This window comes from Polyangium spumosum (genome assembly GCF_009649845.1).
GTDB classification, from domain to species: domain Bacteria; phylum Myxococcota_A; class Polyangia; order Polyangiales; family Polyangiaceae; genus Polyangium; species Polyangium spumosum.
In genome coordinates this window covers 23,964-46,214 of record NZ_WJIE01000014.1, presented here as the reverse complement: position 1 = coordinate 46,214, position 22,251 = coordinate 23,964, and the positions used below count along the sequence as shown (strand labels likewise).

Below are 22,251 nucleotides of genomic sequence, written 5' to 3'. Positions count from 1 at the left end.
CGCGCGCGTCCGCTCCCACGAAGCGAGGCATCGATGTGCGGGATCGTAGGATACGTCGGGACGCGGCACGCGGCCCCCATCATCGTCGACGGGCTCCGGAAGCTCGAGTACCGGGGGTACGACTCGGCCGGCGTCGCCATCCATGATGGTCGTTCCATCGAGATTGTCCGGACGCTCGGCAAGCTCGCGCGGTTGTCCGAGGCGCTGGAGAAGCGCCCCCTCGCGGGCTCGACGGGCATCGGGCACACGCGCTGGGCGACACACGGCCGCCCGAGCGAGGCGAACGCGCACCCGCACTCGGCCGGGCCCGTCGCCGTCGTGCACAACGGCATCATCGAGAACCACGTGGCCGTGCGGCAGGAGCTCGAAGCCGAGGGCGTGAAGTTCCTCTCGGACACGGACACGGAGATCGTCGCGCACCTGATCCACCGCGAGCTCACGCGGGGGAAGAAGGGAAGCGGCGCGTCGACGTCGCTCTTCGCCGCCGTGCAAGCGGCCCTCCGGCACGTGGTCGGCGCCTATGCGATCGCCGTCGTGTCGCGGGACGAGCCGGACGTGGTGGTCGTGGCGAGGCACGGCTCGCCGCTCGTCGTGGGCCTCGGCGAGGGTGAGATGCTCTGCGGCAGCGACATCCCGGCGCTGCTCTCGCACACGCGCCAGATGATCTTCCTCGAGGACGGGGACGTGGCGGAGCTCCGCGCCTCGGGCGTGCGCACCGAGACGGTCTCCGGCGAGGTGGTGACGCGCAAGGCGAAGCACATCGACTGGAGCCCGGTGCAGGCCGAGCGGGGCGGCTACAAGCATTTCATGCGCAAGGAGATCCACGAGCAGCCGGAGGTCGTGGAGGCGACGTTGCGGGGCCGGATCGACCTCGCCGAGGGCGACGTGTACGCGGCCGAGATGGGCGTGCCGCCGGAGGTCGCGCGATCGATCCGGCGTGTGTATTTCGTGGCCTGCGGGACGAGCCACCACGCGGCGATCGCCGGTCGATACTGGATGGAGCAGCTCGCGAAGGTGCCCTCGGTCGTGGAGCTCGCGAGCGAGGTGCGGTATCGCGAGCCGCTCTTTTATCCGGACGACCTGGTGATCGCGGTGAGCCAATCGGGCGAGACGGCCGATACGCTGGCGGCCGTGAAGGCGGCGAAGGCGGGCGGGGCGCGGGTCCTCTCGGTGGCGAACGTGCTCGACAGCGCGATCCCGCGGGCGGCCGACGGGGCGCTCTACACGCACGCGGGCCCCGAGATCGGCGTGGCCTCGACGAAATGCTTCACGACGCAGCTCACGGCGCTCCTGCTCCTCGCGGTGTACGTGGGCCGGCGGCGCAATACGCTGCCGCAGGAGCGCGCGCAGAAGGTGCTGCAGGCGCTCTGGGAGATCCCGAGCCACCAGCGAGAGATCCTGGGCGACGCCGATTACGTGCACGCCATCGCCAAGAAGCTCGTGCACGCGAAGGACGTGCTCTTTTTGGGCCGCGGGCTCGGCTTCCCGATCGCGCTCGAGGGGGCGCTCAAGCTGAAAGAGATCTCCTACGCGCACGCCGAGGGGTACGCGGCCGGCGAGATGAAGCACGGCCCGATCGCGCTGATCGACGAGCAGCTCCCGGTGGTGGCCGTCTGCCCGCGCGACGCGCAATACGAGAAGATGCTCTCGAACGTGCAGGAGGTCCGGGCCCGCGAGGGCCAGGTCATCGCCATTGCCACGAAAGGCGACGAGGCGATGCTGGAGCTCGCGCAGCACATCGTGTGGATCCCGAAGGCGCCGGACGAGGTGCTGCCGCTCCTCACGGTGCTGCCGCTGCAGCTCATCGCCTATTTCGTGGCGAACTTGAAGGGCAACGACGTCGATCAGCCGCGCAACCTGGCGAAGACGGTCACGGTCGAGTGAGCCTCACCCCCGGCCCCTCTCCACGAAAGTGGAGAGGGGTGACGGAGAGAATGCCTCAGGCCGCCTTCTCCTCCTTCTCGCCGCTGAGCCCCTCTTCCTTGAGGGCGCCGCTCACTGCTTGAACGACGTTTGCCATCGAGGCGAACTCCTCGTCCTCGAGGCCCTCGATGATCTGGCGCAGCGAGACGGGTTGTCCCTTGCGATACTCGATCTCCTGGTCGCCTGCGCGCTCCAGCAGGTCTTGCTTCGTCACGGGGAACTCCATGCCGGAGAGCGCCTGCGTGACCGCGCCGATGCCGAAGGCCGTGCCCTCGGGCGGCCCGGGCTTGTCGTACGCCTGCCCGCGGACCTCCTTGCGATCGCGGAGATCACGCTGGTGCTGGACCTCCTTGCCGCCGAGGTGTCCTGCCTCCTTCACGGTCATCGTGCCCTTGCTCTCGTCCTTGTTTTTCTCGGCCATGGTGCGTCCTCCTCCTGCCTCCCGGGGTGTTGGGCGCGGTGAGGCCCGTGTCGAGGGTTTGGCCGAGCGAGTCATAACGCGTCGAGCGGCCCCTTCCGTCGCCGCCCTCTTGCGCTTTGGCTCGCGGTAAGCATGAGACCTATAGGAGGGAAGCCATGGCTGAGATGCGGAACCCCGGAGCGCAAAACGAGAGGCCGAGCGGAGGCACGCCGGCCGACGAGCCCGAGCACGGCAGGCCTCCGGTCGGCTGGGAGGGAGAGAACCGGGTGCTCGAACCCAAAACCGAGGCCGACGAGCTCGTCGACCAGGCATCCGAGGAGTCCTTCCCGGCGAGTGACCCGCCCGGCTGGATCCCCATGAATTCCTCCGACGCCCGGTGAGCCGGCATCCCCTCGGAAAAGGCGCACGCCCTCGACGAGGAACTTGCTGCGCCCGTGAAGGTCGGCAAAATGTTGCTCTTGCGCGCCCACGTCCGCGTGTGCCCGCGAGAGGCTTCCATCCCTCGCTGACCGAAGAATCTCCCTTCTTATGGGCCAGTCCACGTCACCCATCGTTCGGCGCCGGCTCCTTCAAGGCGTAGGCGCTTTGCTCCTCGGCTCGGCTTGCGACCCGGCGCCCGCGTCCCAGTGCCCGGAGACGAAGGCCGCGCCGCCGCCGCCGAAGCCGCCGCCGCCGCCGTCGACGGGGCCTCTCGCGCCGGCTTCGGCCGAGAGCGTCGGCATGTCCGCCGCGCGGATCGAGGACGTCTTCGCGCGGCTCGAGCGCCGCGTGAACGACGGCGCGTTCCCGGGGTTCACGGCGCTCGTGGCGCGTCACGGCAAGATCGTCGGACAGCACGCGTACGGCAAGAAGGTGCGCGGGGGCGACGAGCCCGTGACGCTCGACACCCTCTTCGACCTCGAATCGTTGACGAAGGTGTTGTCAACGGCCATTTCGGCGCTCGTCCTCGTCGACCGGGGCAAGCTCCGCCTCGACGACCCGGCCGTCAAATACCTGACGACGTTCCAGGGGGAGGGCAAGGACAAGGTGACGGTGCGGGACATGCTCCGGTATTCGTCCGGGCTTCCGCTCGACAACCATTTCTACGACGACAAGCCGGAGGAGATATGGCGGAAGATGAGCGCGACGCCGCTCGAGTATCCTCCGGGGTCGAAGGTCGAATACAGTGATCTGACGTATCGCCTGCTCGGCAAGGTGGTGGAGGCGGCGGCGGGCGCGACGCTCGACGTGTTCGCGCGTGACGCGGTGTGGAAGCCGCTCGGAATGGTGGACACGACGTACAATCCTCCGCCGGAGCTCCATTCGCGGATCGCGGCGACGGGCGCGACGACGCGGCGGGCGACGGTCGTGCGGGGGGCGGTGCAGGACGACCAGGATTTCGTGCTCGGCGGCGTGTGCGGCTGCGACGGCGTGTTCTCCACGGCGAAGGACGTGGCCGTCTTTTGCCAGATGGTGCTCGGCGGCGGCACGTACGACGGCAAGCGTATCATCGGCGCGGAGCTCGCCTCGGCGATGGTGGCGAATCAGACGCCGTTCGTCGACGCGGCGAAGGCGGACACGTCGCCGCTTTTGAACCTGCTCTCGACGCCGAAGGGATACGGCTGGGAGCTCTTCACGCCACGATTCTCGAACGGCGGGACGCGCCTCTCGCCGGGCTCGTACGGCAAGGCGGGCGGCGCGGGGACGTTCATGTGGATCGACCCGGCGCGAGAGCTCATCGGCGTGCTGCTGACGAACCACGGATTGCCCGTGCCCTTCGACGAGCGCGGGTGGAATCGGCTGCTCGACGAGACGAGCTGCGCGGAGTTCTTCGATGGGGTGGTGGGGGCGGTGACCGACGAGAAGTGACGGCACACGCGCGGGGACGTCGCCAACGAGACGTGTCCTTGGGCCAGGCAGCGCGCCCGCCCTCGGATCAGAGGCATAGGTCCTCGGATTGCGCGAGCGAACGCTCGCCGCCGTTCAAGGCCGCGCATTTGTGCTTTCGCTCCGCCTGGCCGAGGCTCATTTCGTAGACGCGGATCTGCATCTTGCCCTGCCCGAAGGGCCCGGCCTTCTGCGGCCTCAAGCTGATCGAGATCGAGCCGCCCGCCTTGACGCACGCGACGGGGAAGACACGGTTGCGCACCAGATTCTGCCTGCCCCTGGGCGGATTCTCCGTGTACGAGCGCTTGTCCTTGCCGCGCTGCACGTCGATCACGATCCCCCATTTCACCTCCGGCTCGAACGTCGCGTCCTCGGCGAGGACGAACGCGACCTTGTAGCAGCGCATGCCCTGGGTCGAGATCGGTAGCGGCTCGAACGCCTCGAGCTTCCGCTCGGCCTCGGCGACCTTGTGGAAGGCGCTGCCGATGTAGCCCCCCTCCAGCTCCTTCCAGAGGTCCGCGGGCGCGGCGTAGCGGGGCGCGGCGCTCGAGACATGGAGCACGTAGTATCCGTCCAAGCGAGGGTGGCGATAGAGGGCGTTGCCCCCTTGCTCGGCGGCGGTTCGTTTGGCGAGCGTGAGCAATTCGCTCTCCGTGTACGTCTTCGGGTCGTCGGGATGTCGTGTCACGCTGAATACACCCAGCACGACGTGTGGATCCTCCGGCGTGGGGAAATCAGGCTCGACCTTGACGTTCCTATCGCGGTACGCGATGCCCTCCGGCAAGCTCTCGAGCACCTCGATAGCGTCGGCGTTCGTCGGCGCCTTTCCGGGGGCATGACCGCTGTAGTGCGCCTTGTCCGCGAGCGTATCCTTGCGCACGAGGCAACCCGACGCCGCGCACGCGAGCGCGACGAGTAACATCCATCGATTCATGGGCGTGGTTCTCCAGGGTCGGGGCGCCCGTACTGTGCCTGAGCGTACGCGTCAAGCCCTACGCAGTCGACGGGAGGCGGGAGGCGCGCGATTCGCGAGGGCTCCCCGGGGCGTCTTCGGGGCTAGCTCACGAGACCTTGGGGTCTCGTGCGGGCGTCTTCGGGGCTAGCTCACGAGACCTTGGGGTGTCGTGCGGGCGTCTTCGGGTCGAGCGCGCGAGACCTTCGGGTCTCGTGAGGGCGTCTTCGGGTCGAGCGCGCGGGTCTCCAGGTCGAGCGCGCGAGACCTTCGGGTCTCGTGAGGGCGTCTTCGGGTCGAGCGCGCGAGACCTTGGGGTCTCGTGAGGGCGTCTGCGGGTCGAGCGCGCGAGACCTTCGGGTCTCGTGAGGGCGTCTTCGGGTCGAGCGCGGGGGTCTTCGGGTCTCGTGAGGGCGACTTCCGGGCGCGTGGGAGGGACTTGTTGACTCGCTTTCGTGGCTGCGCTTCAGTCCCTGCTTGGGGTCGATGTCCGCATGCGTTCGGGGGTTTTGCTCGTGTCCGCAGGTCTGCTCACAGCGGCGACGCCAGCCGAGGCGTACGAGCTCAGCGGCGGCGTGGGCCTGGGCGGGCTCCTCGTCGGGACCCTGCCGCGCTTCGGGGTGAGCCCTCATGTGGCGATGTCGTGGCGCGGGGAGAGCGGCTTCTCGTTTGGCGTGGACGACCTGTGCAGCGTGTTGCCCGGGACGGGTAGGCTCGGGGTGGGGGTGTACAACCAGACGTCGGCCGCCTTCGGGTATACGTGGAAGGACGGCGACGCCCGGATGGGGCCTTCGATTTCGCTCTACTCGATGCCCGCGTGTGGTGAGACGTTGTGCGGGCGCGTCGCGGGTCTTGCGCCGGGTGGGCACGCGCTGGTGAACGTGTATTTCGGCGGGGCCATCGGGGTATCGCTGAGCGCGAACGTGGATTGGGTGGGTGGACGGAGCGCCGTCCTGCCCGGGGGATGGGCGGCCATGCTCGTGGCGGGTCCCGTGTTTCGATGGAGGTCGAAGTGAACAGGACGAAAGGATATCTGGCGATCGCGGCCGTCCTGGGCTCGTGCTTCATGGCGTGCAATTACACGGACGGGGAGTGTTTTCCGAGGGAGGAGCTGTACGAGACGGCGGGAGTGGGCGGCGGGCCGATCGTGCCGACGGGGGTGGGCGTGGGTGGGTATGGGCAGGTGCCGTTCGAACCACAAAATGAGCCGCCGGAGCCGCCTCTGGGCGAGGGCGAATGTAACGCGATGGTGGAGGCTCGGTGCTTGGTGCCCGCAAGCGACGCGTGCGTCGAGCAGTGCCACGCGATCAAGGCGTACTGCGTCCATCGAGCCGCGCATCCCTACAGCCCTTCGAGCGGGATCGGGGACCTGTACTGGTGCAAGGGCGGATGGCCCTCCTATACCTGTTCGTACCAGTACTCGAACGGTGACAATTGCACCCTCATCTACCCGATCGGCAAATGGCTTTGCCGCTACGATTTCGAAAAGAAATGAGGGTACGAAGCCATGACACGTGATCGAGACATGGCGAACGCGCTCGCCGAAGGCATCAATTGCATCGCCGCCTTCGTGAAGGCGCTGCGGGACGATCCTGCCACGACCCCGGATCCCGATTGGGTGACGATCGTACACGAGATGGAGCGCGCCCTCGACGGTATCGTCGGGAAAGAGGTTTCAACCGACATGGTCGTCCGCGAGGAAGACCGGGACCGCGTCCGGAGGCTGCGAGCGCTGGTCTCGGACTGGGTGGCGACAGGGAAGGCGCCCGATGAGCTCCAATCGACAGCGGAAGCCGTCCTGATGTCCTTCGGTATCACCGTGTGAACCCCACCGCCGCGCCCCCCTGGGTCGTCGTCGAGGAACCCGGAGGGCGACCGCACCTCCGGCGGCTCGGCGCGGGGTGAGCCCGCGCCTTTTCAACTTCCCTCCGGCCTCCGTTCGCACTAGAACCGGACGCTGGAGAGCCTGATGGACCTGTCCTTCACCCCTGAGCAGATCGCCTTCCGCGACGAGGTCCGCGCGTGGATCCGGGAGGCCATGCCTCCGCGCATCCGCGAGAAAGCGGCCGTCGACGGGCATTTCGAGCACGACGAGATCATGGCGTGGCACCGGATCCTCCACGCGAAGGGCTGGGTCGCTCCCCATTGGCCCGCGGAATGGGGCGGCGCCGGGCTCGACGTCACGCGCCGCTTCATCCTCACCGAGGAGCTCGAGCTCGCCGGCGCCCCGTCGCTCTCGCCTTTTGGCCTCATGATGGTCGGCCCCCTCATCCTGCAGTTCGGCACCGACGCCCAGCGGAGGCGCTTCTTGCCGAAGATCGTCGCGGGCGAGGAGGTCTGGTGCCAGGGGTATTCGGAGCCGAACGCCGGAAGCGACCTCGCCTCGCTCAAGCTCTCCGCCGACCCCGACGGAAAGGGCAATTATGTGCTCAATGGGCAGAAGACGTGGACGACGTACGCGCAATACGCCGACTGGATCTTCGTGCTCGCGCGGACCGACAAGACCGCGAAGAAGCAGTCGGGGATCAGCTTCTTCCTCGTCGACATGAAGACGCCCGGCGTCACGGCGCGGCCGACGCTCACGACCGCAGGGACGCCCGCGTTTTGTGATACGTTCTTCGAGAACGTCGTCGTCCCCGGGGAGAACCTCGTCGGCCCGCTGCACGGCGGCTGGACCCTGGCCAAGGCGCTGCTCGGCCACGAGCGCACGTACATCGCGGCCGTGGGCATGTCCACGCGTGTCCTCAGGCGCGTGAAGCGGATCGCGGCGGCGACGACGGAGCGGGGCGTGCCGCTGCTCGAGGTCCCGGCGTGGCGCTCGCGGATCGCGAGGCTCGAGATCGAGCTTCTCGCGCTCAAGATGACGAACTATCGGGCGCTCGCCTCGGCCGAGCTCGGGCACGCGCCGGGGCCGGAGTCGAGCATCCTGAAGATCCGCGGCAGCGAGATCAACCAGCAATGTTACGAGCTCGCGATGGACCTGATGGGGCACGACGCGCTCTCCTGGCACAACGAGCCGGGCACGATCCCCGAACACGAGGCCTCGGTCCCCCCGCAGTTCCAGTATGCGCGCGCGGCCAGCATCTATGGCGGCAGCAACGAGATCCAGAAAAACGTCATCGCCAAGCTCATCCTCGGCCTGCCGAGCTGACGGGGACTCGCCATGAATTTCGACCTCACGCCGGACCAGAAGCTCCTCGAAAGCACCGTCGCCTCCTTCGTGAAGAAGGAGGCGACGGTCAGCCGTTTCCGCGCCCTGCGAGACGACCCCGTCGGCTGGAGCAAATCGCTCTGGAAGACCATGGCCGAGCTCGGATGGATCGGCCTCGTGTTCCCCGAGTCCGCGGGTGGCCTCGGGGGCTCCTTCGTCGACGTCGCCATTGTCCTCGAACAGCTCGGCGCGGGCCTCGTCCCCGAGCCCTTCGTCGCGTCCGTGCTCTGTGCGGGCACGGCCCTTCTGCGCCTCGGCGGCCCCGAAGAGCACGAGGCCCACCTCGCGCCGCTCATCGCCGGCGACACGAGCCTCGCCCTCGCCTGGGCCGAGCGCGGCGGCCGGTACGACCCGACCTGGGTCGAGACGACGGCAATCAGAAACGGCGACGAATACGTGCTGCGCGGCGAGAAGGTCTTCGTCCTGAATGGTCACGCGGCGGATACGATCGTCGTCTCGGCCCGCACCGCGGGCAACCCGGGCGATAGCGACGGTATCTCGCTCTTCGTGCTCCCGCGGGATACGGCGGGCCTCCGGATCAAGACGATACGGACCATGGACGGACACAAGGCCGCGATGGTCTCGCTCGACGGCGTGGTCGCCCCGGCGTCGATGCGGCTCGGGGCCGAGGGCGCGGCGGCGCCGGTGCTCGACGAGATCATGGACCTCGGCGCCGCGGCGGCGTGCGCGGAGGGGCTCGGCGTCATGCGCGCGGCCCTCGGCATGACCGTGGATTACCTGAAGACGCGCGAGCAGTTCGGCTTGAAGATCGGCACGTTCCAGGCATTGCAGCACCGCGCCGTCGACATGTTCGTCCGCGCCGAGCTCGCGAAGAGCACCTCGATCCTCGCGAGCATCAAGGTCGCGGACCCGGACCCGGCCGAGCGTCGCTCCGCCGTCAGCGCGGCGAAGGTCGAGCTCGCCCTGTGCGGGCGTTACGTCACGCAGCAATCCATCCAGCTCCACGGCGGGATCGGCATCACGGACGAGCACGATATCGGTCTGTACTTCAAGCGTATGCACGTCCTGAACGCCCTGTTCGGTGACGAAGAGCATCACCTCGCGCGATTCGCCGCGCAGCCCTCCTTCTGATCGAATCGCCCCCCTTCACGGCTGAGCACATTTCGGGCGTCGAATTCAGGAAAGCCCCGAGGTGCGCGCGTGTTCCGGACGCGTATCGTGATGTATTCACCGGGGGGTGATCATGACGGACGTAGCTTTTTTGAAGGACGAGGCACCGCAATCGCCAGGGGGCTTTCCGCTGAAGATCGACGTGGGCGGCGTCGACGTGCGGTTCGATTTGCCGAGCGGCATGCAGTTCTACATGGGGCTGCCGACGATCACCATGTGGACGGAGTCGAGTATGGCCGGCCTCATGCTGGGCCTCTCGCGGATGGTGGGCGTCGAGCGATTCAACCTGGCGCTGCAGAGCGGCGGGCGCGACAGCGTCGACGGAGATTGGGCGCACATCTCCACGTTTCCGAGCTTCGAGGAGGGGCTCGCCTCCCTCGCGGTCATCGCGGCGGCGGCAGGCTGGGGGATCTGGGAGGTCGTCTCGCTCGACCGCGAGGCGGAGGTGGGCCGGTTCCGCTGCAAGAATGGCTGGGAGTCGGTGTACCAGCGCGCGCTCTCGGTCTGCTGGGGCTCGGGGATGATGGGCGGGAAGTTCGCCGGCCTGTGCACGCGCCTCTTCGGCAAGAATTGCTGGGCGCAGCAGGTCTCGTTCCAGGCCCGGGGCGACGAGGCCGACGAGTTCATCGTGCGCCCCTCGGACCGCACGATCGAGGGGGATCTCGAGCTCTTGCTCGCGGCGGACGCGGCGACCCGCGCCGACCTCGCGGTCGCGCTCGAGCGGCTCCGGCAGGAGGTCGAGGAGCGCCGGGTGACCGAGGAGGCGCTGCGCCGCACCGAAAAAGAGAATGCCTTCCTCATCGCGCAGCAGCAAAAGACGATCGCGGCGCTCTCGACCCCGATCATCCAGGTATGGGAGGGCATCCTGACCTTGCCCATCGTCGGGCAGGTGAGCGGGGCGCGCGCGGCGACGATCATGCAGGCGCTGCTCAAGGAGATCGTCGATCGCGGCGCGCACCACGCCATCCTCGACGTGACGGGCGTCGATACGCTCGACGCCGAGACCGCCGATCACCTCCTGCGGATCGTGCGCGCCGCGGAGCTGCTCGGGGCGCGCGCGATCGTCACGGGTATCCGCCCCAGGGTCGCGCAGACCATCGTGGAGCTCGGCGTCGACCTCTCGGGCCTGACCACGGTCGCCGACCTCGAGGAGGGCCTGAAGACGGCCTTGCGCGGGGCGGGCGTGCGCGCGCCCGGGGCCCGCGTGTCCCCTTCGCATCGGTAAAACCTCGTGGTACCGTGCGCCTCGCATGGCCCCGTCCCACGACACCCACGAGCACGAGCACGAGCACGAGAACGAGAAGCGCGACCTGCGCGAGCGGGCGCGAGCCTTTTTTCATGACAACCGCCCGGCCGATCCGGGCTTCAAGCTCCCGCAGACGTTCCTGGAGGTCGAGTCGGAGGAGCAATTCCTCTGGCTCAAGGCCTGGCAAAAGCAGGTCCACGCCGCGGGGCTGATCGGCGTGGAGTGGCCGAAGCAATACGGCGGGCAAGGAATGCCGCCCGGGTCGCAGCGGGTCGTGGCCGAGGAGATGGGGCGCGCCGGCGTGCCGTTCCTCGTGAACCGGATCGGCCTCGACTGGGCGGGCCCGACGATCCTCGCGGTGGGCACGGAGGAGCAGAAGCAGAGGTATTTGCGGAACATCCTCTCCTGCGACGAGGTGTGGTGCCAGGGCTTCAGCGAGCCCGGCGCCGGCAGCGACCTCGCCAGCCTGCGCACGAGCGCCGTGCGGAGCGGCGACCACTATATCGTCCATGGTCACAAGGTCTGGACGACGCAGGCGTTCTGGGCCGATTACATGATCTTGCTCGCGCGCACGGACCCGGCGGCGCCGAAGCACGCGGGGATCAGCTATTTCCTCTTCCCCATGCAATCGAGGGGCGTGTTCGTGCGGCCGCTCGTGAAGATGACGGGCGAGGGCGGGTTCAATCAGGTGATCTTCGAGGACGTCGAGATCCCGGCCTCGTGTTTGCTCGCCTCGGAGGGGGACGGCTGGCGGCTCGCGGTCATGACGCTCGCGTTCGAGCGCGGGGCGTCCGAGGGCAGCGCGACGGGCGGGGCGCTCGCGGCGGGCGGCGAGGTCGCGCGGCTCGTCGCCCTGGCGAAGGGGGTCTGTCGTGACGGACGGCCCGCGAGCGAGGATCCGGTGATGCGGGATCGTATCGCGGAGCTCGCGATCGAGGAGGAGGCGCTGCTCGCGTCGGCGCTGCGGGCGCGTGTCCCCGGGCTCGTGGAGGAGCGCCCGCTCGCGCTCCCGTTCCTGGGCAAACTCGTGGCGACCGAGTTCGGGCAGCGGCTCGCGGCGCTCGGGCAGGAGGTCGAGGGGCCGCTCGCGCAACATGCGTTCGGCGCCGAGCGCGCGGCGGACGGGGGCCATTTCCAGCGGGCCTACATGAACAGCTTCGGGTTCACCATCGGCGGCGGGACGAGCGAGATCCAGCGAAACCTCATCGGCGAGAAGATCCTGGGCCTGCCGAAGAGCACCTGAGGAGGACGACCATGCAAAAGAGCGCCCGGATCCCCGACGATTTCGGTTATGGCGAGGAGCAAGTGTTGCTCCGGCGCGAGGCGCGGAAGCTCCTCGAGAGCTCTTGCAATACGGAGGACGTGCGGCGCTCCATGGAGACGCCCGCGGGCTTCGACGAGGGGCTGTGGACGCGGGCGGCGGAGGCGGGATGGCTCGGGCTCGCCGTGCCCGCGGCGCAGGGCGGGAGCGAGATGTCGATGACGAGCCTCGCCGTGCTCATGGAAGAGATGGGCCGCGCGCTCTCGCCATTACCGTTTTTCGGGACGCTCTTCGCGACGCTCGTCCTCCGGGAGGCGGGGAGCGAGGAGGAGAAGGCGCGGTGGCTCCCTGCGATCGCGGAGGGCAAGGTCCGCGCGGCCGTGGGCTCGGAGGAGCGTCGCGGGGGATGGGATTACGGGCACGTCGAGGCGACGGCGCGCCGCGAGGGCGAGCGGATCGTGATCTCGGGCGAGAAGGAGCTCGTCGTGGACGCGCCGAGCGCGCGCCTGCTCGTCGTGACGGCGAACGAGGCCGAGGGGCCGAGCCTGTTCGCCCTGCCGGCCGCGTCGGCGGGGATCATGGTGTCGCCGGACAAACTCGTTGATGCGACGCGGCGGAGCGGGCACGTGCGGCTGGAGGACGTGGCCGTGACCGACGCGGATCGGGTGGGCGCGAAGGGGGAGGCGATCACGATCCTCGGCCGGGTGATGCCGCGGATCTGGACGGCGCTCGCAGCGGAGATGGTGGGGGGCGCGGACCGGCTGCTCGGCATGACCACGGAATACGCGAAGCTCCGCCAGCAGTTCGGCCGGCCGATCGGCGCATTCCAGGGCGTGAAGTTCCCGCTCGTGGATCTGCTCGCGAAGATCGAGCTCTCGCGTTCGCTCGTGTATCGCGCGGCGGCGGCGATCGATCACGCGCCCGCGCAGGCCGAGAGGCTCGCGCGGATGGCGAAGGCGCACGCGTCGGACACGTACGCTTTCGCGGCGGCGAAGGCCGTGCAGCTCCACGGCGGGATTGGTTTTACCTGGGAGTGCGACGTGCAGCTCTGGTTCAAGCGCGCCCAGTGGAGCCGCGCGGCGTTCGGGGACGCGGCGCACCATCGCAAGCGGATCGCGGAGATGGTGATCGACGGATAGGTCGTCCTGACGGACCGCCGCGCCCCGAGGCCGGGAGAGGGGAGCCTCGGGGCGCGGCGTTTGCTTTTCAGAACCCGCCGCAGTAGCCGTAGGGCTGGTTCGGCTGGGGCAGGGCGACGGAGGCGACCGGCGTGGCGGGGGTGTTCACGTCGCTCGCGGTGACGCCGCCGTACGAGATCGCGTAGACGTAATCGTCGATGAACACGCCGCGGCGGACGCCGACGCCGAAGTAACCGCCGCAGTAGCCGTACGGATCGGCCGAGAAGAACTGCGAGTGGTCGACCGAGCCGCGCTTCACGATGCCATTGTCGAGCGTCACGTCGAAGAGCTCGAGCGAGCTCTTCATTTCACCCGTGTTCGGGTTCCAGCCGCTGAAGGGGAACGCGAGCAGGTTCTTCGGGCCGTACCAGTTGAACGCCTTGTGGTTGTACTGCGCCTCGGAGTAGCCCGACTCCGCGCCCGAGAACGTGTACTTGTGCATCAGCGCCGGCGCCGTCGGGTTCGTCACGTCGAAGACCTGCAGCGCGAGGCCCGTCACCTGGCCGTCGTTCGTCGCGTCCTGGCCGATCGTGAGCAGGTGGTTGTCGTCGATCGGGTGCATGTATTCGCTGAAGCCCGGGATCTTGAGCTCGGCGAGGACCTTCGGGGCCGCGGGGTTCGCGAGATCGATCACGAAGAGCGGGTCGACCTGGCGGAACGTCACGACGTAGCCGCGGTTGCCGATGAAGCGCGTCGAATAGATCTGCTCGCCCGGAGCGAGGTCCGTGACGGCGCCGAGCTGCACGAGCTGGGCCTCGTTTTGCTGCAGGACGTAGACGCTGCTCGAGCTCGTCCAGTCCGTCTGCGAGGCGAGGTTGCGCGTCGTGGCGATGCGGAGCAGGCCGTCCTTCTCGTCGAGCGAGAACTGGTTCTTCACGTGCCCGGGCACCGAGCCCGTCGCGACGTAGGCCGGCTGCGCCGGGTTCGTCGCGAGATCGAACTTGTGCACGAACGTCTCGGTGGTGTCGGTCGCCACGAGCGGCATGTCCTGGCCGCCCCACCACATCGAGTCGTTCCAGCCCCGCGCCGCGAGGTAGAGCCCGTCCTCGCTCGAATACACGGTGTCCGCGCCGCCGACGATGCTCGTCTCGACGAGGGGCGCGCCGAGGTTGTCGAGCGCGAACGATTGCACCTGCGTGAGGCCGTACGCCGTGGAGCCCGCGGTGGGCACGTAATACGAGCTGCAGCTCGGCGGGAGGGCCGAGACGTTGCCGCCGCTCTTCTCGAAGCGGTAGGGCAACCAGTCGTTGATGGTCGAGCCGTAAATCGCGAGCGCGTTCTTGAAGCGCAGGTCCTCGAAGGCGTCGATCCACTCGCTGGCCGACTCCGGGTAATCGCCCTCGGGGAACTCGGGGTAATAACTCACGCTGGGGCCGTGGTGGCCGCCGGAGAGCACCGTGCGCACGTGCTTGCCGACGCGGCGCGAGGAGGCGTAGTTGCCCTCGAAATAGACCTCCTTCTGGACGCCCGTGGTCTGCCCGCCGTCGAGGCCGAGGACCGTGATCTTCGTGAGCGGCGCGTAATACGGGTTGTAATACCCGTCGTACATGGCGCCGCCGCCGTAGTAGTCGTAGTAGGGAGAGCGCGGCTCCACGCCGGCCTGCTGGTAGAGCGAGGTGCCGTCGACCTGCGAATAAATGACGAGCTGGTCGTCGGTCACGAACATCTCGATCGGGCTGCCCTCGATCGACGTGGTCGTGTCGATCGCGAGATCGGAGACGGGCCACGACTTCAGGATTTCGAGGTTCTGCCCGTGCAGGAGGTAGATGTAGTTGCCGTCCGTCTTGAGGATGTCGGCCTCGTCGACGCCCGCGACCTGCGTGTTCGTCTCGGAGTGGTCGGGGGGCGCGCCGTTTCCGTCGCCGCCGCCGCTCGAGCCGCCCGAGCCGCTCGAGCCGCCGCCCGACCCGCCCGCGCCGCCGGGATCACTCGGGACGCCGCTGCCCGTGGAGCCCACCACGCCGCCGGGGCTGTCCTCCCAGCCGTAATCAGGGGAGCCCCAGTACTCGCCGTTCTCCTCGATGTCGGCGATGATGGCGTCGATCTGCGCGTTCATCTTCGCGACGGCGTCCGCCTTGAGCATCTCCTCGAGGTCGGCGCAGCTCTGGGCCTGCGTCAGCGTGCCGCGCGCCTCGGCGGTCGTCGGCGTACGCACGTCCGTCGAGCCGCTGCAGCCATAACCGGCGGCCGTGAGGGGGAGAATCGAAGCGAAGATCCAGAAGGCAGAGCGAGCGTTCTTCATCATGCCCACCCCATGAGCAAGGGGCGGGCCATCAAGCGCTCGGGCCCCACCTCGCGAATTCACACACGAAATGGGGATGTGGCCGCGTGCCGAAGTGTGCCATCGAGGCGCCGACGCCAGGATGGAGACCCGAACGAGTGGCACAGACGGCGGTGGTTGAGGCGTGACGGCAGGCGCAGTAAGGTGTGCCGCATGCGTGTCGTCCCCGTTCCTTGTTTGAGCGACAACTATGCGTATCTCGTGGCCGAGGAAGGGCGGCGCGAGGCGGTCGTGGTGGATCCCTCCGAGGCGGAGCCTGTGCTCGTGGCGCTCGCGCGCGAGGGGCTCGAGCTCGTGGCCATCCTGAACACGCACCACCACTACGACCACGTGGGCGGCAACGAGGCGCTGCAGAGCCGCTTCGGAGGCCTGCCCGTGTACGGACACACGAGCGACCTGGCACAGGGGCGGATCCCCGCGCAGACGGTCGGGGTGGAGGACGGCGGGTCGTTCGAGGTCGCGGGGATGACGTTCCGGGCGCTGCACGTGCCCGGGCACACGCTGGGCGCGGTCGCGTACGTCGTGAACGACGCGGTTTTTACGGGCGATACGATGTTCGTGGCCGGCTGCGGTCGGCTCTTCGAGGGCACACCCGAGATGATGTATGCCTCTTTGTGCCAGAAGCTCGGGCGCCTGCCCGGCGAGACGCGGGTTTATTGCGGGCACGAGTACACCGTGAGCAACCTGCGGTTCGCCGCGTTCGCGGAGCCCGAGAACGAGGCCGTGAAGCGCGCGTTGTTGATGGCGCAGGACAAACGCAGCCGCGGCGAGCCCACGGTGCCCGGGACGATGGCCGAGGAGCACCGGATCAATCCATTTTTGCGCGTCGAGGCGCAGGACGTGCGCGCGAAGTTTGGCGGGACGAGCGGCGCGGAGACGCTCGGGAAGGTGCGGGCGGCGAAGGATGGGTTTCGTTAGGCCTTGATCCAGAGCCGCAGGAACGCCGTCCCGCATGTCTCCTCGGGCAGGTGGACGAACCCCGGGGGGATCGCGCCGCCGAACCCGTGGAAGGTCACGACACACGTGCCGCGCCGGGCCCGCGCGAGCGCCTCTTCGACTTGGGCGACGTCGGCGGAGGCGCGCTCCTCGGAGAGCGGGACCGTCCGATCGACCCATTGTGAGGGCTCGAAGGTGCCCTCCTCGAAGGGGTTGAACAGGTAAAACCCGTCGTACGCGCCGAAATCGACGTCGTCGAGCGTGCCGTGGATCAAGGTGACGCGCGGAATGCCGTAGGTCGCGAGGATCTCGCGGCCGGCGGCGACGAGGCCCTCGCGATGCTCGACGCCGGTGAGCTCGAGCTCCGTGGTGAGCGCGGCGATGACGCAGAATTTCCCCATGCCCGCGCCGATGTCGAGCACGCGGCGGGCGCCGTGCGCGGCGAAGAGCTCCGCGGCGCGGCGGGCCACGTGGACCGGGGTCCAGTAACGATGGGAGAGCTTGCGGATTCGCTCGGGGTAGAGCCGATCGAAGGCGAGGTCGGAGACGACGCGGCCGGCGGCGACGTCCGCGAGGAGGGCCCTTCGCGCGGCTTCGCGGCCGGTCGGGCCAGGCGGGCGCGTCTTCACCCGGCTCGTCCCTTTTACGAGGCGTCACCCGCGTCGCTCGCCTGCGCGGGGCGCGCGGGCGCGGGCTTCGATCGCGGCGCGCGTCTCTCGACCTTCGGCGGCGGGACGGGCTTCTTGCGGAACTGCCGCTTGAAGGCGAGCACGACGCAGACGACGCCGAGCAGGCCGCAGGCGAGCGACGCGGCGATCTTCGCCCACTCGGGCGCCTTGATCCCGTAGACCATGCCGGCGACGTTGAAGAGGGAGAAGCCTCCCATGAGCAGGATCCACGGATTCGGTTGATTCATGATCGCGGTCGGTCCTCGGGAAACGAGCCGGCGCCCGAGGGTAAGGCCGCCGGAACGGGCTGTCTATACCTCGACCACGCGGAGGAGCACCTCCTCGGCCTCCGGGGACGCGTCGCCGCGCGTGGCCTCCGCGAGGATCCGCGTGGAGCCCTCGTCCCGCGTGAGGAGCTGCGAGCGGCCGTCGAAGTGGGCGTCGAAGACCCGGCCGAGGAGCTGCGCGGTCACGCCGTAGCGGATGGCGCGGAGCGGCGTGGTGTCCATCTGCGCGAAGAGCCCCTCGTCGAGCCATTGTTGCTCGCGGAGCCTGCGCCCGTCGGAGCCGCCGAAGGTCCACGGCGTCTCCCAGGGCCAGAAATTCGCGGCGGGGTGGGCGATCACGCTGCATTCGAGGTGGTCGTAATGGGGGATCAGGGGGACGAATTCGGGCTCGCGGGGGGTGTGCGGGACGGCGAAGCCGTCGTAACAGATGAGCGTCCCGACCTGGCCGAAGGGCGTGGAGAAGGGCATGAGCTCGCCGCGCCGGCCCGGCGAGAGGCCGAGCGTGTCCTCGACCGTGGGGACGAGGTTCACCTTGCGCGTGACATTGACGTGGCGGCCCGCGGGATTGAAGGTGTACGAGGTGTTGTAGACGCGGCCCTCGGCCGGCGCGTAAGACGCCGCGAGGTTGCCGTGCGCATTGCGAGGCAAGAGCGCGCTGCCGGCCACGGTCCAGGCCTGGTAACGCTGCGCGAACCGGGAGAAGGCCTCGCGATAGATACGCCGGACCTCGGGGGCGACCGCGAGGAGAAAGCCGACGCTCGCGCGGGCCGTCTTGCCGCGGAGCATCGCGGAGGCCATGCGGAAGGGCGAGCGGAGGGCGACCTTGGTGAGGGCCTCGTCGACGGTGCGGGCGCCGCGGACGAGGTCGAGGCGGCCGGCGAGCGGCAAGAACCCGCCGATCATCTCGGGGAAGACGGCGAGGCAAGGGTGCTCGTACGCCCCGCTCGGAGCCCGCGCGCGTGCCTTCTCGAGTTTGTCGCCGACGCGGGAGAGCATGGCCTCGAAGGCCTCGGCGGAGGCGTAATCCTCGGGCGTGACGTGGACCTGGCAGGCGGCGAGCTCGACCTTTTGCGTCATCTTTTCCCTTTCACTGTTGCTGCTCGACGCGGAGCGCGGGCACGCCCTTCGGTACGAGGATCACGTTCGCCGCGCGATATCCGCCGGGCGCCGCCGGATCCACGTCGCGCTCGAGCTCGCCGAACACGCGCACCCGATCGCCCGGACGAACCACGATCTCGTCGACGGTGTCGTAGGGGAACGGCTCGAGCCCTTCGTCCTCGGGGTCGTCGTTTTGGTTGATGGTCTGGACAAACCCGTCGACGGGCGGCGCGTCCGCGCGATCGAGCCGCTCCTTCGGGCCCTCGAGGCGGACGCGGCCTCCGGGGACCCGCAGGATGGTGCCGTCGTCGAGCTTCACCGAGAAGCCCGAGGTCTCGGCGTCGTGGAGCATGAGGTCGGTCCCGAGGAAGCGCTTGTTGCGCAGATCGAGGGCCCAGGCGACGCACGGCTTGCCCGTCGCGGGGGCGAGCATCCCGGTTTGTCCGAGCACGGTACCGCGCGGCCCGGGCCTGCGCCCGAGCGACGGGGGCTTCGTGATCCCGCCGTTCGGGCGAGGCCGGTTCTGGTAGGCGCGGATGGCCTCGTAGATCTTGGCGATGATCCAGTAAAGGAGGACGCCTGCGGCCGCGATGAGCGCGACGACGGCGACGACGGGGAGGAACTCGGCATCCAACGCGACGCTGCCGCAATCGCCGCAGCCGGTGCAACCCTCGAAGATCGAGCCCGCGCCGAGCGAGGTGCCGCCGGCCTTGGCGAGCTGTTTGGCGCGCCTGCGCACGGAGGGCGGGCCCCACACCTCGGTGCGCAGCGCGTCGCGCCCCGCGCGGGTCTCGAGCGAGGCCACGCGATGCTTGCGCCCCCCATCACACGTCTCCTTCGGCCCGAGCAAGGTGCGGCAGTCGATGCACACGCGGACGCGAGGGAACCAGGCGCGCGCGGCGATCGGCGTCGTTTCTCGCGCCTGCGCTGCGGGCGTGAGGGAGGAGGAAGCCATCGGCCGCATCGTACTACGGGGCGTCGTCGAGGCATCACCCGACGAGCATCCGAGCTGGCTTGACACGCATCCCCCCTCGCCTGCGATCCTGCCGCCCCGGCCCTCGTCCGGGGGGAAGCTCGTTCATGACGCCGAAACTCGCCACGGTCCTGCGCTCCATCGTCCTCGTGCTCGTCGTGCTCGTCGCCGCGGCCTGCAACCGCAGCAAGGGCGGGCCCGCTGCCGCCTCGGACAAACCGCGCGTCGCGGTCTCGATCTTCCCGCTCTGGGACATCGCGCGGCGCGTGGCGGGCGACGGGCTCGACGTCGTGCTCGTGCTGCCGCCGGGGAGGAGCGAGCACAGCTACGACCCGACGCCGAAGGAGATGGCGCAGGTCGCGAAGAGCAAGCTCGGCGTCTCGGTTGGCCTCGGCATGGATGGATGGCTGGAGAAGATCGTGCGCGGCGCGGCGGGCACGGACGTGCCGATCGTGCAGCTCGGCCCGAAGGCGAACCCGCGCCGCATGACGGCCGAGGAGGTCGGCGCCGAGGCCGCCGAGGAGGGCGAGGACCACGACGAGCACGCGAAGCACGACGACGGCCGCGAGCACGACGACGGCGACCACACGCCGAAGCCCGAGCCCAAGGGCGCGGCGAAGGGCGAGCACGACCACCACGGTCATCACCACGCCCACGGCGCGGAAGACCCGCATTTCTGGCTCGATCCGGTGCGCATGAAGGCGGTCGTGCCGATGCTCGTCGAGGCCTTCGTGAAGCTCGATCCGAAGGGCGCCGAGGGCTACACGGCGCGCGGCAAGGCCGTGGAGGCCGAGCTCGACAAGCTGCACGCGGGCCTCGAGGCGCGCGCGAAGGGCTGGACGAAGAAGACGATCGTCACGTTCCACGGCTCGATGGGGTATTTCGCCGAGCGTTACGGGCTCCAGATCGCGGCCGTGATCGAGCCGTTCCCCGGCAAGGAGCCCACGGCGCGTTACGTGAAGGACGTGCTCTCCGCGATGGAGAAGAGCAAGGCCGCGGCGCTGTTCTCCGAGCCGCAGCTCGATCGAAGGCCCGCGCAGGTGATCGCCGACCAGGCGAAATTGCCGCTCTTCGAGCTCGACCCGATCGGCGGCAGCGCGGGCGCCGAGACGTACGAGGAGCTCCTGCAGAAGAACGCCGCCGTCCTCGACAAGGCCCTGCAATGACCGCCGCGCAGGCCGAAATGGATGGGATGCCGCAGGGGCATTTCACGCTGCCCGATGCGTCGCTCCCGCGCGTGCTGGAGGTGGAGGACCTCGTCGTCGACGTGCCCGGGCGGAGGCTGCTCGACGAGGTCTCGTTCTGGGTGCCGAAGGGCGAGTTCGTGTGCCTCTGCGGGCCAAACGGCGCGGGCAAGAGCACGTTCCTGAAGGCGGTGCTCGGGCTCATGACGCCGACGAGCGGCTCGATCCGCATCATGGGCAAAAGCGCGCAAAAGGCGCTGCGCGACGTGGGGTACGTGCCGCAACGCAAGACGAGCGACATGACGTTCCCGGCGCGCTCGATCGACCTCATCGTCGCGGCCATGCGCGGGAGCTGGCCGCTGCGGATCCGCGAGGAGGAGCGGGCGCGGGCGATCGAGATCCTGCGACACGTGGGCGGAGAGAGGCTGCTCGAGAAGGAGATCGCGCGGCTCTCGGGCGGCGAGACGCAGCGGGTCTTCCTGGCGCGGGCGCTCGTGAACGAGCCCTCGCTCGTCATCCTGGACGAGCCGACGGCGGGCGTCGACGTGAAGGGGCGGGCGGAGTTCCTCGATTTGCTGGCGGAGATCTCGGCGAGCGACGAGCTCGCGGCGATCCTGGTGACGCACAACCTGGCGGCGGTGGCGCGTTGCGCCGAGCGGGTGGTGTACCTCGACGCGGGCAGGGTCTCGGCCTGGGGTTTGCCGAGCGAGCTCCTCGGCCAGGCGTCTCTCTCGGCGATATCGGCCGTGGCCGGCGGCGACCACGCGGCGCATTCACACCATCATCATTTGCCCGACGAGGAGTGAACCTTCGTGGACGCGTTGCTCGAGCCCTTGCTGGTCCCCTTCATGCAGCGGGCGATGATCGCCGGCGCGGTGGTGGGGGGTCTGTGCGCGATGATCGGCGTGTTCGTGGTGCAGCGTGGCCTGTCGTTCATCGGCGACGGCCTCGCGCACGCGGCGTTCGGGGGCATCGCCCTCGGGCTCCTGCTCGGCGTGTCGCTGGAGCGGATGACCTGGGTGGCGCTGCCGTTCACGGTGCTGATCGCGCTCGGGATCGGGTACGTCCTCCGGCGCGGGAGCCTGCGCGGGGACGTGGCGACGGGCGTGTTTTCGGCCGTGTCGTTCGCGCTCGGCGTGCTGCTTCTGGGGCTCCGATCGACGGACGGGCCGCAGGTGAACGTGGAGACGGTGCTCTTCGGGAGCATCCTCGCGATATCGCCGGAGGACCTGCTCACGGTGGGCGTGGTGGGCGTGGTGACGGCGCTTCTCCTGGCGTTCACCTGGACGAAGCTCGCGTATGCGACGTTCGACCCGGAGCTCGCCGCGCTCTCGGGCGTGAAGGTGGCCGCGCTCGATTACATGCTGCTGGCGCTGACGGCGGTCGTGATCGTGGTGGCGGTGAAGACGGTGGGGATCGCGCTCGTGAGCTCGTTCGTGGTGATCCCGGCGGCGACGGCCAAGATGGTGGGCCGGAGCATCGGGCGGGTGGCGCTGCTCGCGATTGCGATCGGGACGATCGGATCGTCGATTGGATTGATTCTTTCGTACCACGCGAACGTGGCGAGCGGCGCGACGATCATCCTGACGCTGGGGGCGCTGTTCGGGCTTTCGCTGCTGTTCAAGAAGCGGTGAG

The 22,251-nt window shown here is 68.9% G+C and carries 22 protein-coding genes; 15 read left to right on the top strand and 7 right to left on the bottom strand.

Features of this window, described 5'->3' with window-relative positions:
- Positions 1-33: 33 nt before the first annotated feature.
- A complete protein-coding gene (gene glmS, locus GF068_RS33975) occupies positions 34-1,884 on the top strand; it encodes a glutamine--fructose-6-phosphate transaminase (isomerizing) (RefSeq protein ID WP_153823690.1) in 1,851 nt (616 codons plus the stop codon).
- 55 nt (positions 1,885-1,939) lie between these two features.
- Here the strand turns inward: glmS and GF068_RS43870 are convergent, their stop codons facing one another.
- Positions 1,940-2,344: a DUF2795 domain-containing protein gene (locus tag GF068_RS43870; RefSeq protein ID WP_170319842.1), complete on the bottom strand. Its 405-nt coding sequence runs from the start codon at positions 2,342-2,344 to the stop codon at positions 1,940-1,942.
- 155 nt (positions 2,345-2,499) lie between these two features.
- Between GF068_RS43870 and GF068_RS43865 the strand changes: the two genes are divergently transcribed.
- Complete coding sequence (locus tag GF068_RS43865; RefSeq protein WP_170319841.1) at positions 2,500-2,724, top strand: hypothetical protein; 225 nt, start codon at positions 2,500-2,502, stop codon at positions 2,722-2,724.
- A gap of 205 nt (positions 2,725-2,929) precedes the next feature.
- The gene (locus GF068_RS33965; RefSeq protein WP_240807812.1) at positions 2,930-4,192 is read left to right on the top strand and encodes a serine hydrolase domain-containing protein; all 1,263 of its coding nucleotides are present in this window, start codon (positions 2,930-2,932) and stop codon (positions 4,190-4,192) included.
- 67 nt (positions 4,193-4,259) lie between these two features.
- Here GF068_RS33965 and GF068_RS33960 read toward each other — a convergent pair whose 3' ends face one another.
- Entirely contained in the window at positions 4,260-5,144 is an 885-nt protein-coding gene (locus GF068_RS33960; protein ID WP_153823687.1) for a hypothetical protein, read from the bottom strand.
- A 512-nt stretch (positions 5,145-5,656) separates the two neighbouring features.
- Here GF068_RS33960 and GF068_RS33955 point away from each other — a divergent pair.
- From GF068_RS33955 to GF068_RS33920, 8 genes are all read left to right on the top strand, one after another.
- Positions 5,657-6,178 carry a hypothetical protein gene (locus GF068_RS33955; protein WP_240807810.1) on the top strand — a complete coding sequence of 174 codons (522 nt, stop codon included), beginning with the start codon at positions 5,657-5,659 and terminating at the stop codon, positions 6,176-6,178.
- Complete coding sequence (locus GF068_RS33950; protein ID WP_153823686.1) at positions 6,175-6,657, top strand: hypothetical protein; 483 nt, start codon at positions 6,175-6,177, stop codon at positions 6,655-6,657. The genes GF068_RS33955 and GF068_RS33950 overlap by 4 nt, the downstream gene beginning before the upstream one ends.
- A 30-nt stretch (positions 6,658-6,687) precedes the next feature.
- Positions 6,688-6,987: a hypothetical protein gene (locus GF068_RS33945; RefSeq protein ID WP_153823685.1), complete on the top strand. Its 300-nt coding sequence runs from the start codon at positions 6,688-6,690 to the stop codon at positions 6,985-6,987.
- A gap of 144 nt (positions 6,988-7,131) precedes the next feature.
- Positions 7,132-8,313 (top strand): acyl-CoA dehydrogenase family protein, encoded by a 1,182-nt coding sequence (locus GF068_RS33940; RefSeq protein WP_153823684.1) that lies wholly within the window; start codon positions 7,132-7,134, stop codon positions 8,311-8,313.
- 12 nt (positions 8,314-8,325) lie between these two features.
- Positions 8,326-9,465 (top strand): acyl-CoA dehydrogenase family protein, encoded by a 1,140-nt coding sequence (locus GF068_RS33935; RefSeq protein WP_153823683.1) that lies wholly within the window; start codon positions 8,326-8,328, stop codon positions 9,463-9,465.
- 112 nt (positions 9,466-9,577) lie between these two features.
- Positions 9,578-10,729 carry an STAS domain-containing protein gene (locus GF068_RS33930; protein ID WP_240807808.1) on the top strand — a complete coding sequence of 384 codons (1,152 nt, stop codon included), beginning with the start codon at positions 9,578-9,580 and terminating at the stop codon, positions 10,727-10,729.
- 25 nt (positions 10,730-10,754) lie between these two features.
- Entirely contained in the window at positions 10,755-11,993 is a 1,239-nt protein-coding gene (locus tag GF068_RS33925; RefSeq protein WP_153823682.1) for an acyl-CoA dehydrogenase family protein, read from the top strand.
- Between the two features lie 11 nt (positions 11,994-12,004).
- Positions 12,005-13,150, top strand: a complete 1,146-nt coding sequence (locus GF068_RS33920) for an acyl-CoA dehydrogenase family protein (RefSeq protein ID WP_153823681.1) — start codon at positions 12,005-12,007, stop codon at positions 13,148-13,150.
- Positions 13,151-13,217: 67 nt separating this feature from the next.
- Here the strand turns inward: GF068_RS33920 and GF068_RS33915 are convergent, their stop codons facing one another.
- The gene (locus GF068_RS33915; RefSeq protein WP_153823680.1) at positions 13,218-15,434 is read right to left on the bottom strand and encodes a beta-propeller domain-containing protein; all 2,217 of its coding nucleotides are present in this window, start codon (positions 15,432-15,434) and stop codon (positions 13,218-13,220) included.
- A 189-nt stretch (positions 15,435-15,623) separates the two neighbouring features.
- Here GF068_RS33915 and gloB point away from each other — a divergent pair, with 189 nt between their 5' ends.
- Positions 15,624-16,388 (top strand): hydroxyacylglutathione hydrolase, encoded by a 765-nt coding sequence (gene gloB / locus GF068_RS33910; RefSeq protein ID WP_153823679.1) that lies wholly within the window; start codon positions 15,624-15,626, stop codon positions 16,386-16,388.
- On the opposite strand, the gene GF068_RS33905 is transcribed toward gloB, so the two are convergent.
- From GF068_RS33905 to GF068_RS33890, 4 genes are all read right to left on the bottom strand, one after another.
- On the bottom strand, positions 16,385-17,035 hold the full coding sequence (locus tag GF068_RS33905) for a class I SAM-dependent methyltransferase (protein WP_153823678.1): 651 nt from the start codon (positions 17,033-17,035) through the stop codon (positions 16,385-16,387). The genes gloB and GF068_RS33905 overlap by 4 nt on opposite strands.
- A gap of 14 nt (positions 17,036-17,049) precedes the next feature.
- Positions 17,050-17,322: a hypothetical protein gene (locus GF068_RS33900; protein ID WP_153823677.1), complete on the bottom strand. Its 273-nt coding sequence runs from the start codon at positions 17,320-17,322 to the stop codon at positions 17,050-17,052.
- A gap of 63 nt (positions 17,323-17,385) precedes the next feature.
- Positions 17,386-18,438 carry a nitrilase-related carbon-nitrogen hydrolase gene (locus GF068_RS33895; RefSeq protein WP_153823676.1) on the bottom strand — a complete coding sequence of 351 codons (1,053 nt, stop codon included), beginning with the start codon at positions 18,436-18,438 and terminating at the stop codon, positions 17,386-17,388.
- 10 nt (positions 18,439-18,448) lie between these two features.
- Positions 18,449-19,414, bottom strand: a complete 966-nt coding sequence (locus tag GF068_RS33890; RefSeq protein WP_153823675.1) for a hypothetical protein — start codon at positions 19,412-19,414, stop codon at positions 18,449-18,451.
- Positions 19,415-19,539: 125 nt separating this feature from the next.
- Between GF068_RS33890 and GF068_RS33885 the strand changes: the two genes are divergently transcribed.
- Genes GF068_RS33885 through GF068_RS33875 form a run of 3 tightly spaced genes read left to right on the top strand, consistent with a single transcriptional unit; the run spans position 19,540 to position 22,250 of the window.
- Entirely contained in the window at positions 19,540-20,598 is a 1,059-nt protein-coding gene (locus GF068_RS33885; RefSeq protein WP_153823674.1) for a metal ABC transporter substrate-binding protein, read from the top strand.
- Positions 20,595-21,422 carry a metal ABC transporter ATP-binding protein gene (locus tag GF068_RS33880; protein ID WP_153823673.1) on the top strand — a complete coding sequence of 276 codons (828 nt, stop codon included), beginning with the start codon at positions 20,595-20,597 and terminating at the stop codon, positions 21,420-21,422. Before GF068_RS33885 ends, GF068_RS33880 begins: the two co-directional genes overlap by 4 nt.
- A 6-nt stretch (positions 21,423-21,428) precedes the next feature.
- Positions 21,429-22,250 (top strand): metal ABC transporter permease, encoded by an 822-nt coding sequence (locus GF068_RS33875; RefSeq protein ID WP_206079605.1) that lies wholly within the window; start codon positions 21,429-21,431, stop codon positions 22,248-22,250.
- The last annotated feature ends 1 nt before the right edge of the window (position 22,251 follow it).

Bases quoted from the DNA above. Each gene is read 5' to 3' on its own strand.
- glmS (WP_153823690.1), top strand. From the start codon at position 34: ATGTGCGGGATCGTAGGATACGTCGGGACGCGGCACGCGGCCCCCATC.
- GF068_RS33900 (WP_153823677.1), bottom strand. From the start codon at position 17,322: ATGAATCAACCGAATCCGTGGATCCTGCTCATGGGAGGCTTCTCCCTC.
- GF068_RS33945 (WP_153823685.1), top strand. From the start codon at position 6,688: ATGGCGAACGCGCTCGCCGAAGGCATCAATTGCATCGCCGCCTTCGTG.
- GF068_RS43870 (WP_170319842.1), bottom strand. From the start codon at position 2,344: ATGGCCGAGAAAAACAAGGACGAGAGCAAGGGCACGATGACCGTGAAG.
- GF068_RS33960 (WP_153823687.1), bottom strand. From the start codon at position 5,144: ATGAATCGATGGATGTTACTCGTCGCGCTCGCGTGCGCGGCGTCGGGT.
- GF068_RS43865 (WP_170319841.1), top strand. From the start codon at position 2,500: ATGGCTGAGATGCGGAACCCCGGAGCGCAAAACGAGAGGCCGAGCGGA.
- GF068_RS33895 (WP_153823676.1), bottom strand. From the start codon at position 18,438: ATGACGCAAAAGGTCGAGCTCGCCGCCTGCCAGGTCCACGTCACGCCC.
- GF068_RS33955 (WP_240807810.1), top strand. From the start codon at position 5,657: ATGCGTTCGGGGGTTTTGCTCGTGTCCGCAGGTCTGCTCACAGCGGCG.
- GF068_RS33925 (WP_153823682.1), top strand. From the start codon at position 10,755: ATGGCCCCGTCCCACGACACCCACGAGCACGAGCACGAGCACGAGAAC.
- gloB (WP_153823679.1), top strand. From the start codon at position 15,624: ATGCGTGTCGTCCCCGTTCCTTGTTTGAGCGACAACTATGCGTATCTC.
- GF068_RS33880 (WP_153823673.1), top strand. From the start codon at position 20,595: ATGACCGCCGCGCAGGCCGAAATGGATGGGATGCCGCAGGGGCATTTC.
- GF068_RS33885 (WP_153823674.1), top strand. From the start codon at position 19,540: ATGACGCCGAAACTCGCCACGGTCCTGCGCTCCATCGTCCTCGTGCTC.
- GF068_RS33920 (WP_153823681.1), top strand. From the start codon at position 12,005: ATGCAAAAGAGCGCCCGGATCCCCGACGATTTCGGTTATGGCGAGGAG.
- GF068_RS33940 (WP_153823684.1), top strand. From the start codon at position 7,132: ATGGACCTGTCCTTCACCCCTGAGCAGATCGCCTTCCGCGACGAGGTC.
- GF068_RS33930 (WP_240807808.1), top strand. From the start codon at position 9,578: ATGACGGACGTAGCTTTTTTGAAGGACGAGGCACCGCAATCGCCAGGG.
- GF068_RS33935 (WP_153823683.1), top strand. From the start codon at position 8,326: ATGAATTTCGACCTCACGCCGGACCAGAAGCTCCTCGAAAGCACCGTC.
- GF068_RS33915 (WP_153823680.1), bottom strand. From the start codon at position 15,434: ATGATGAAGAACGCTCGCTCTGCCTTCTGGATCTTCGCTTCGATTCTC.
- GF068_RS33890 (WP_153823675.1), bottom strand. From the start codon at position 19,414: ATGGCTTCCTCCTCCCTCACGCCCGCAGCGCAGGCGCGAGAAACGACG.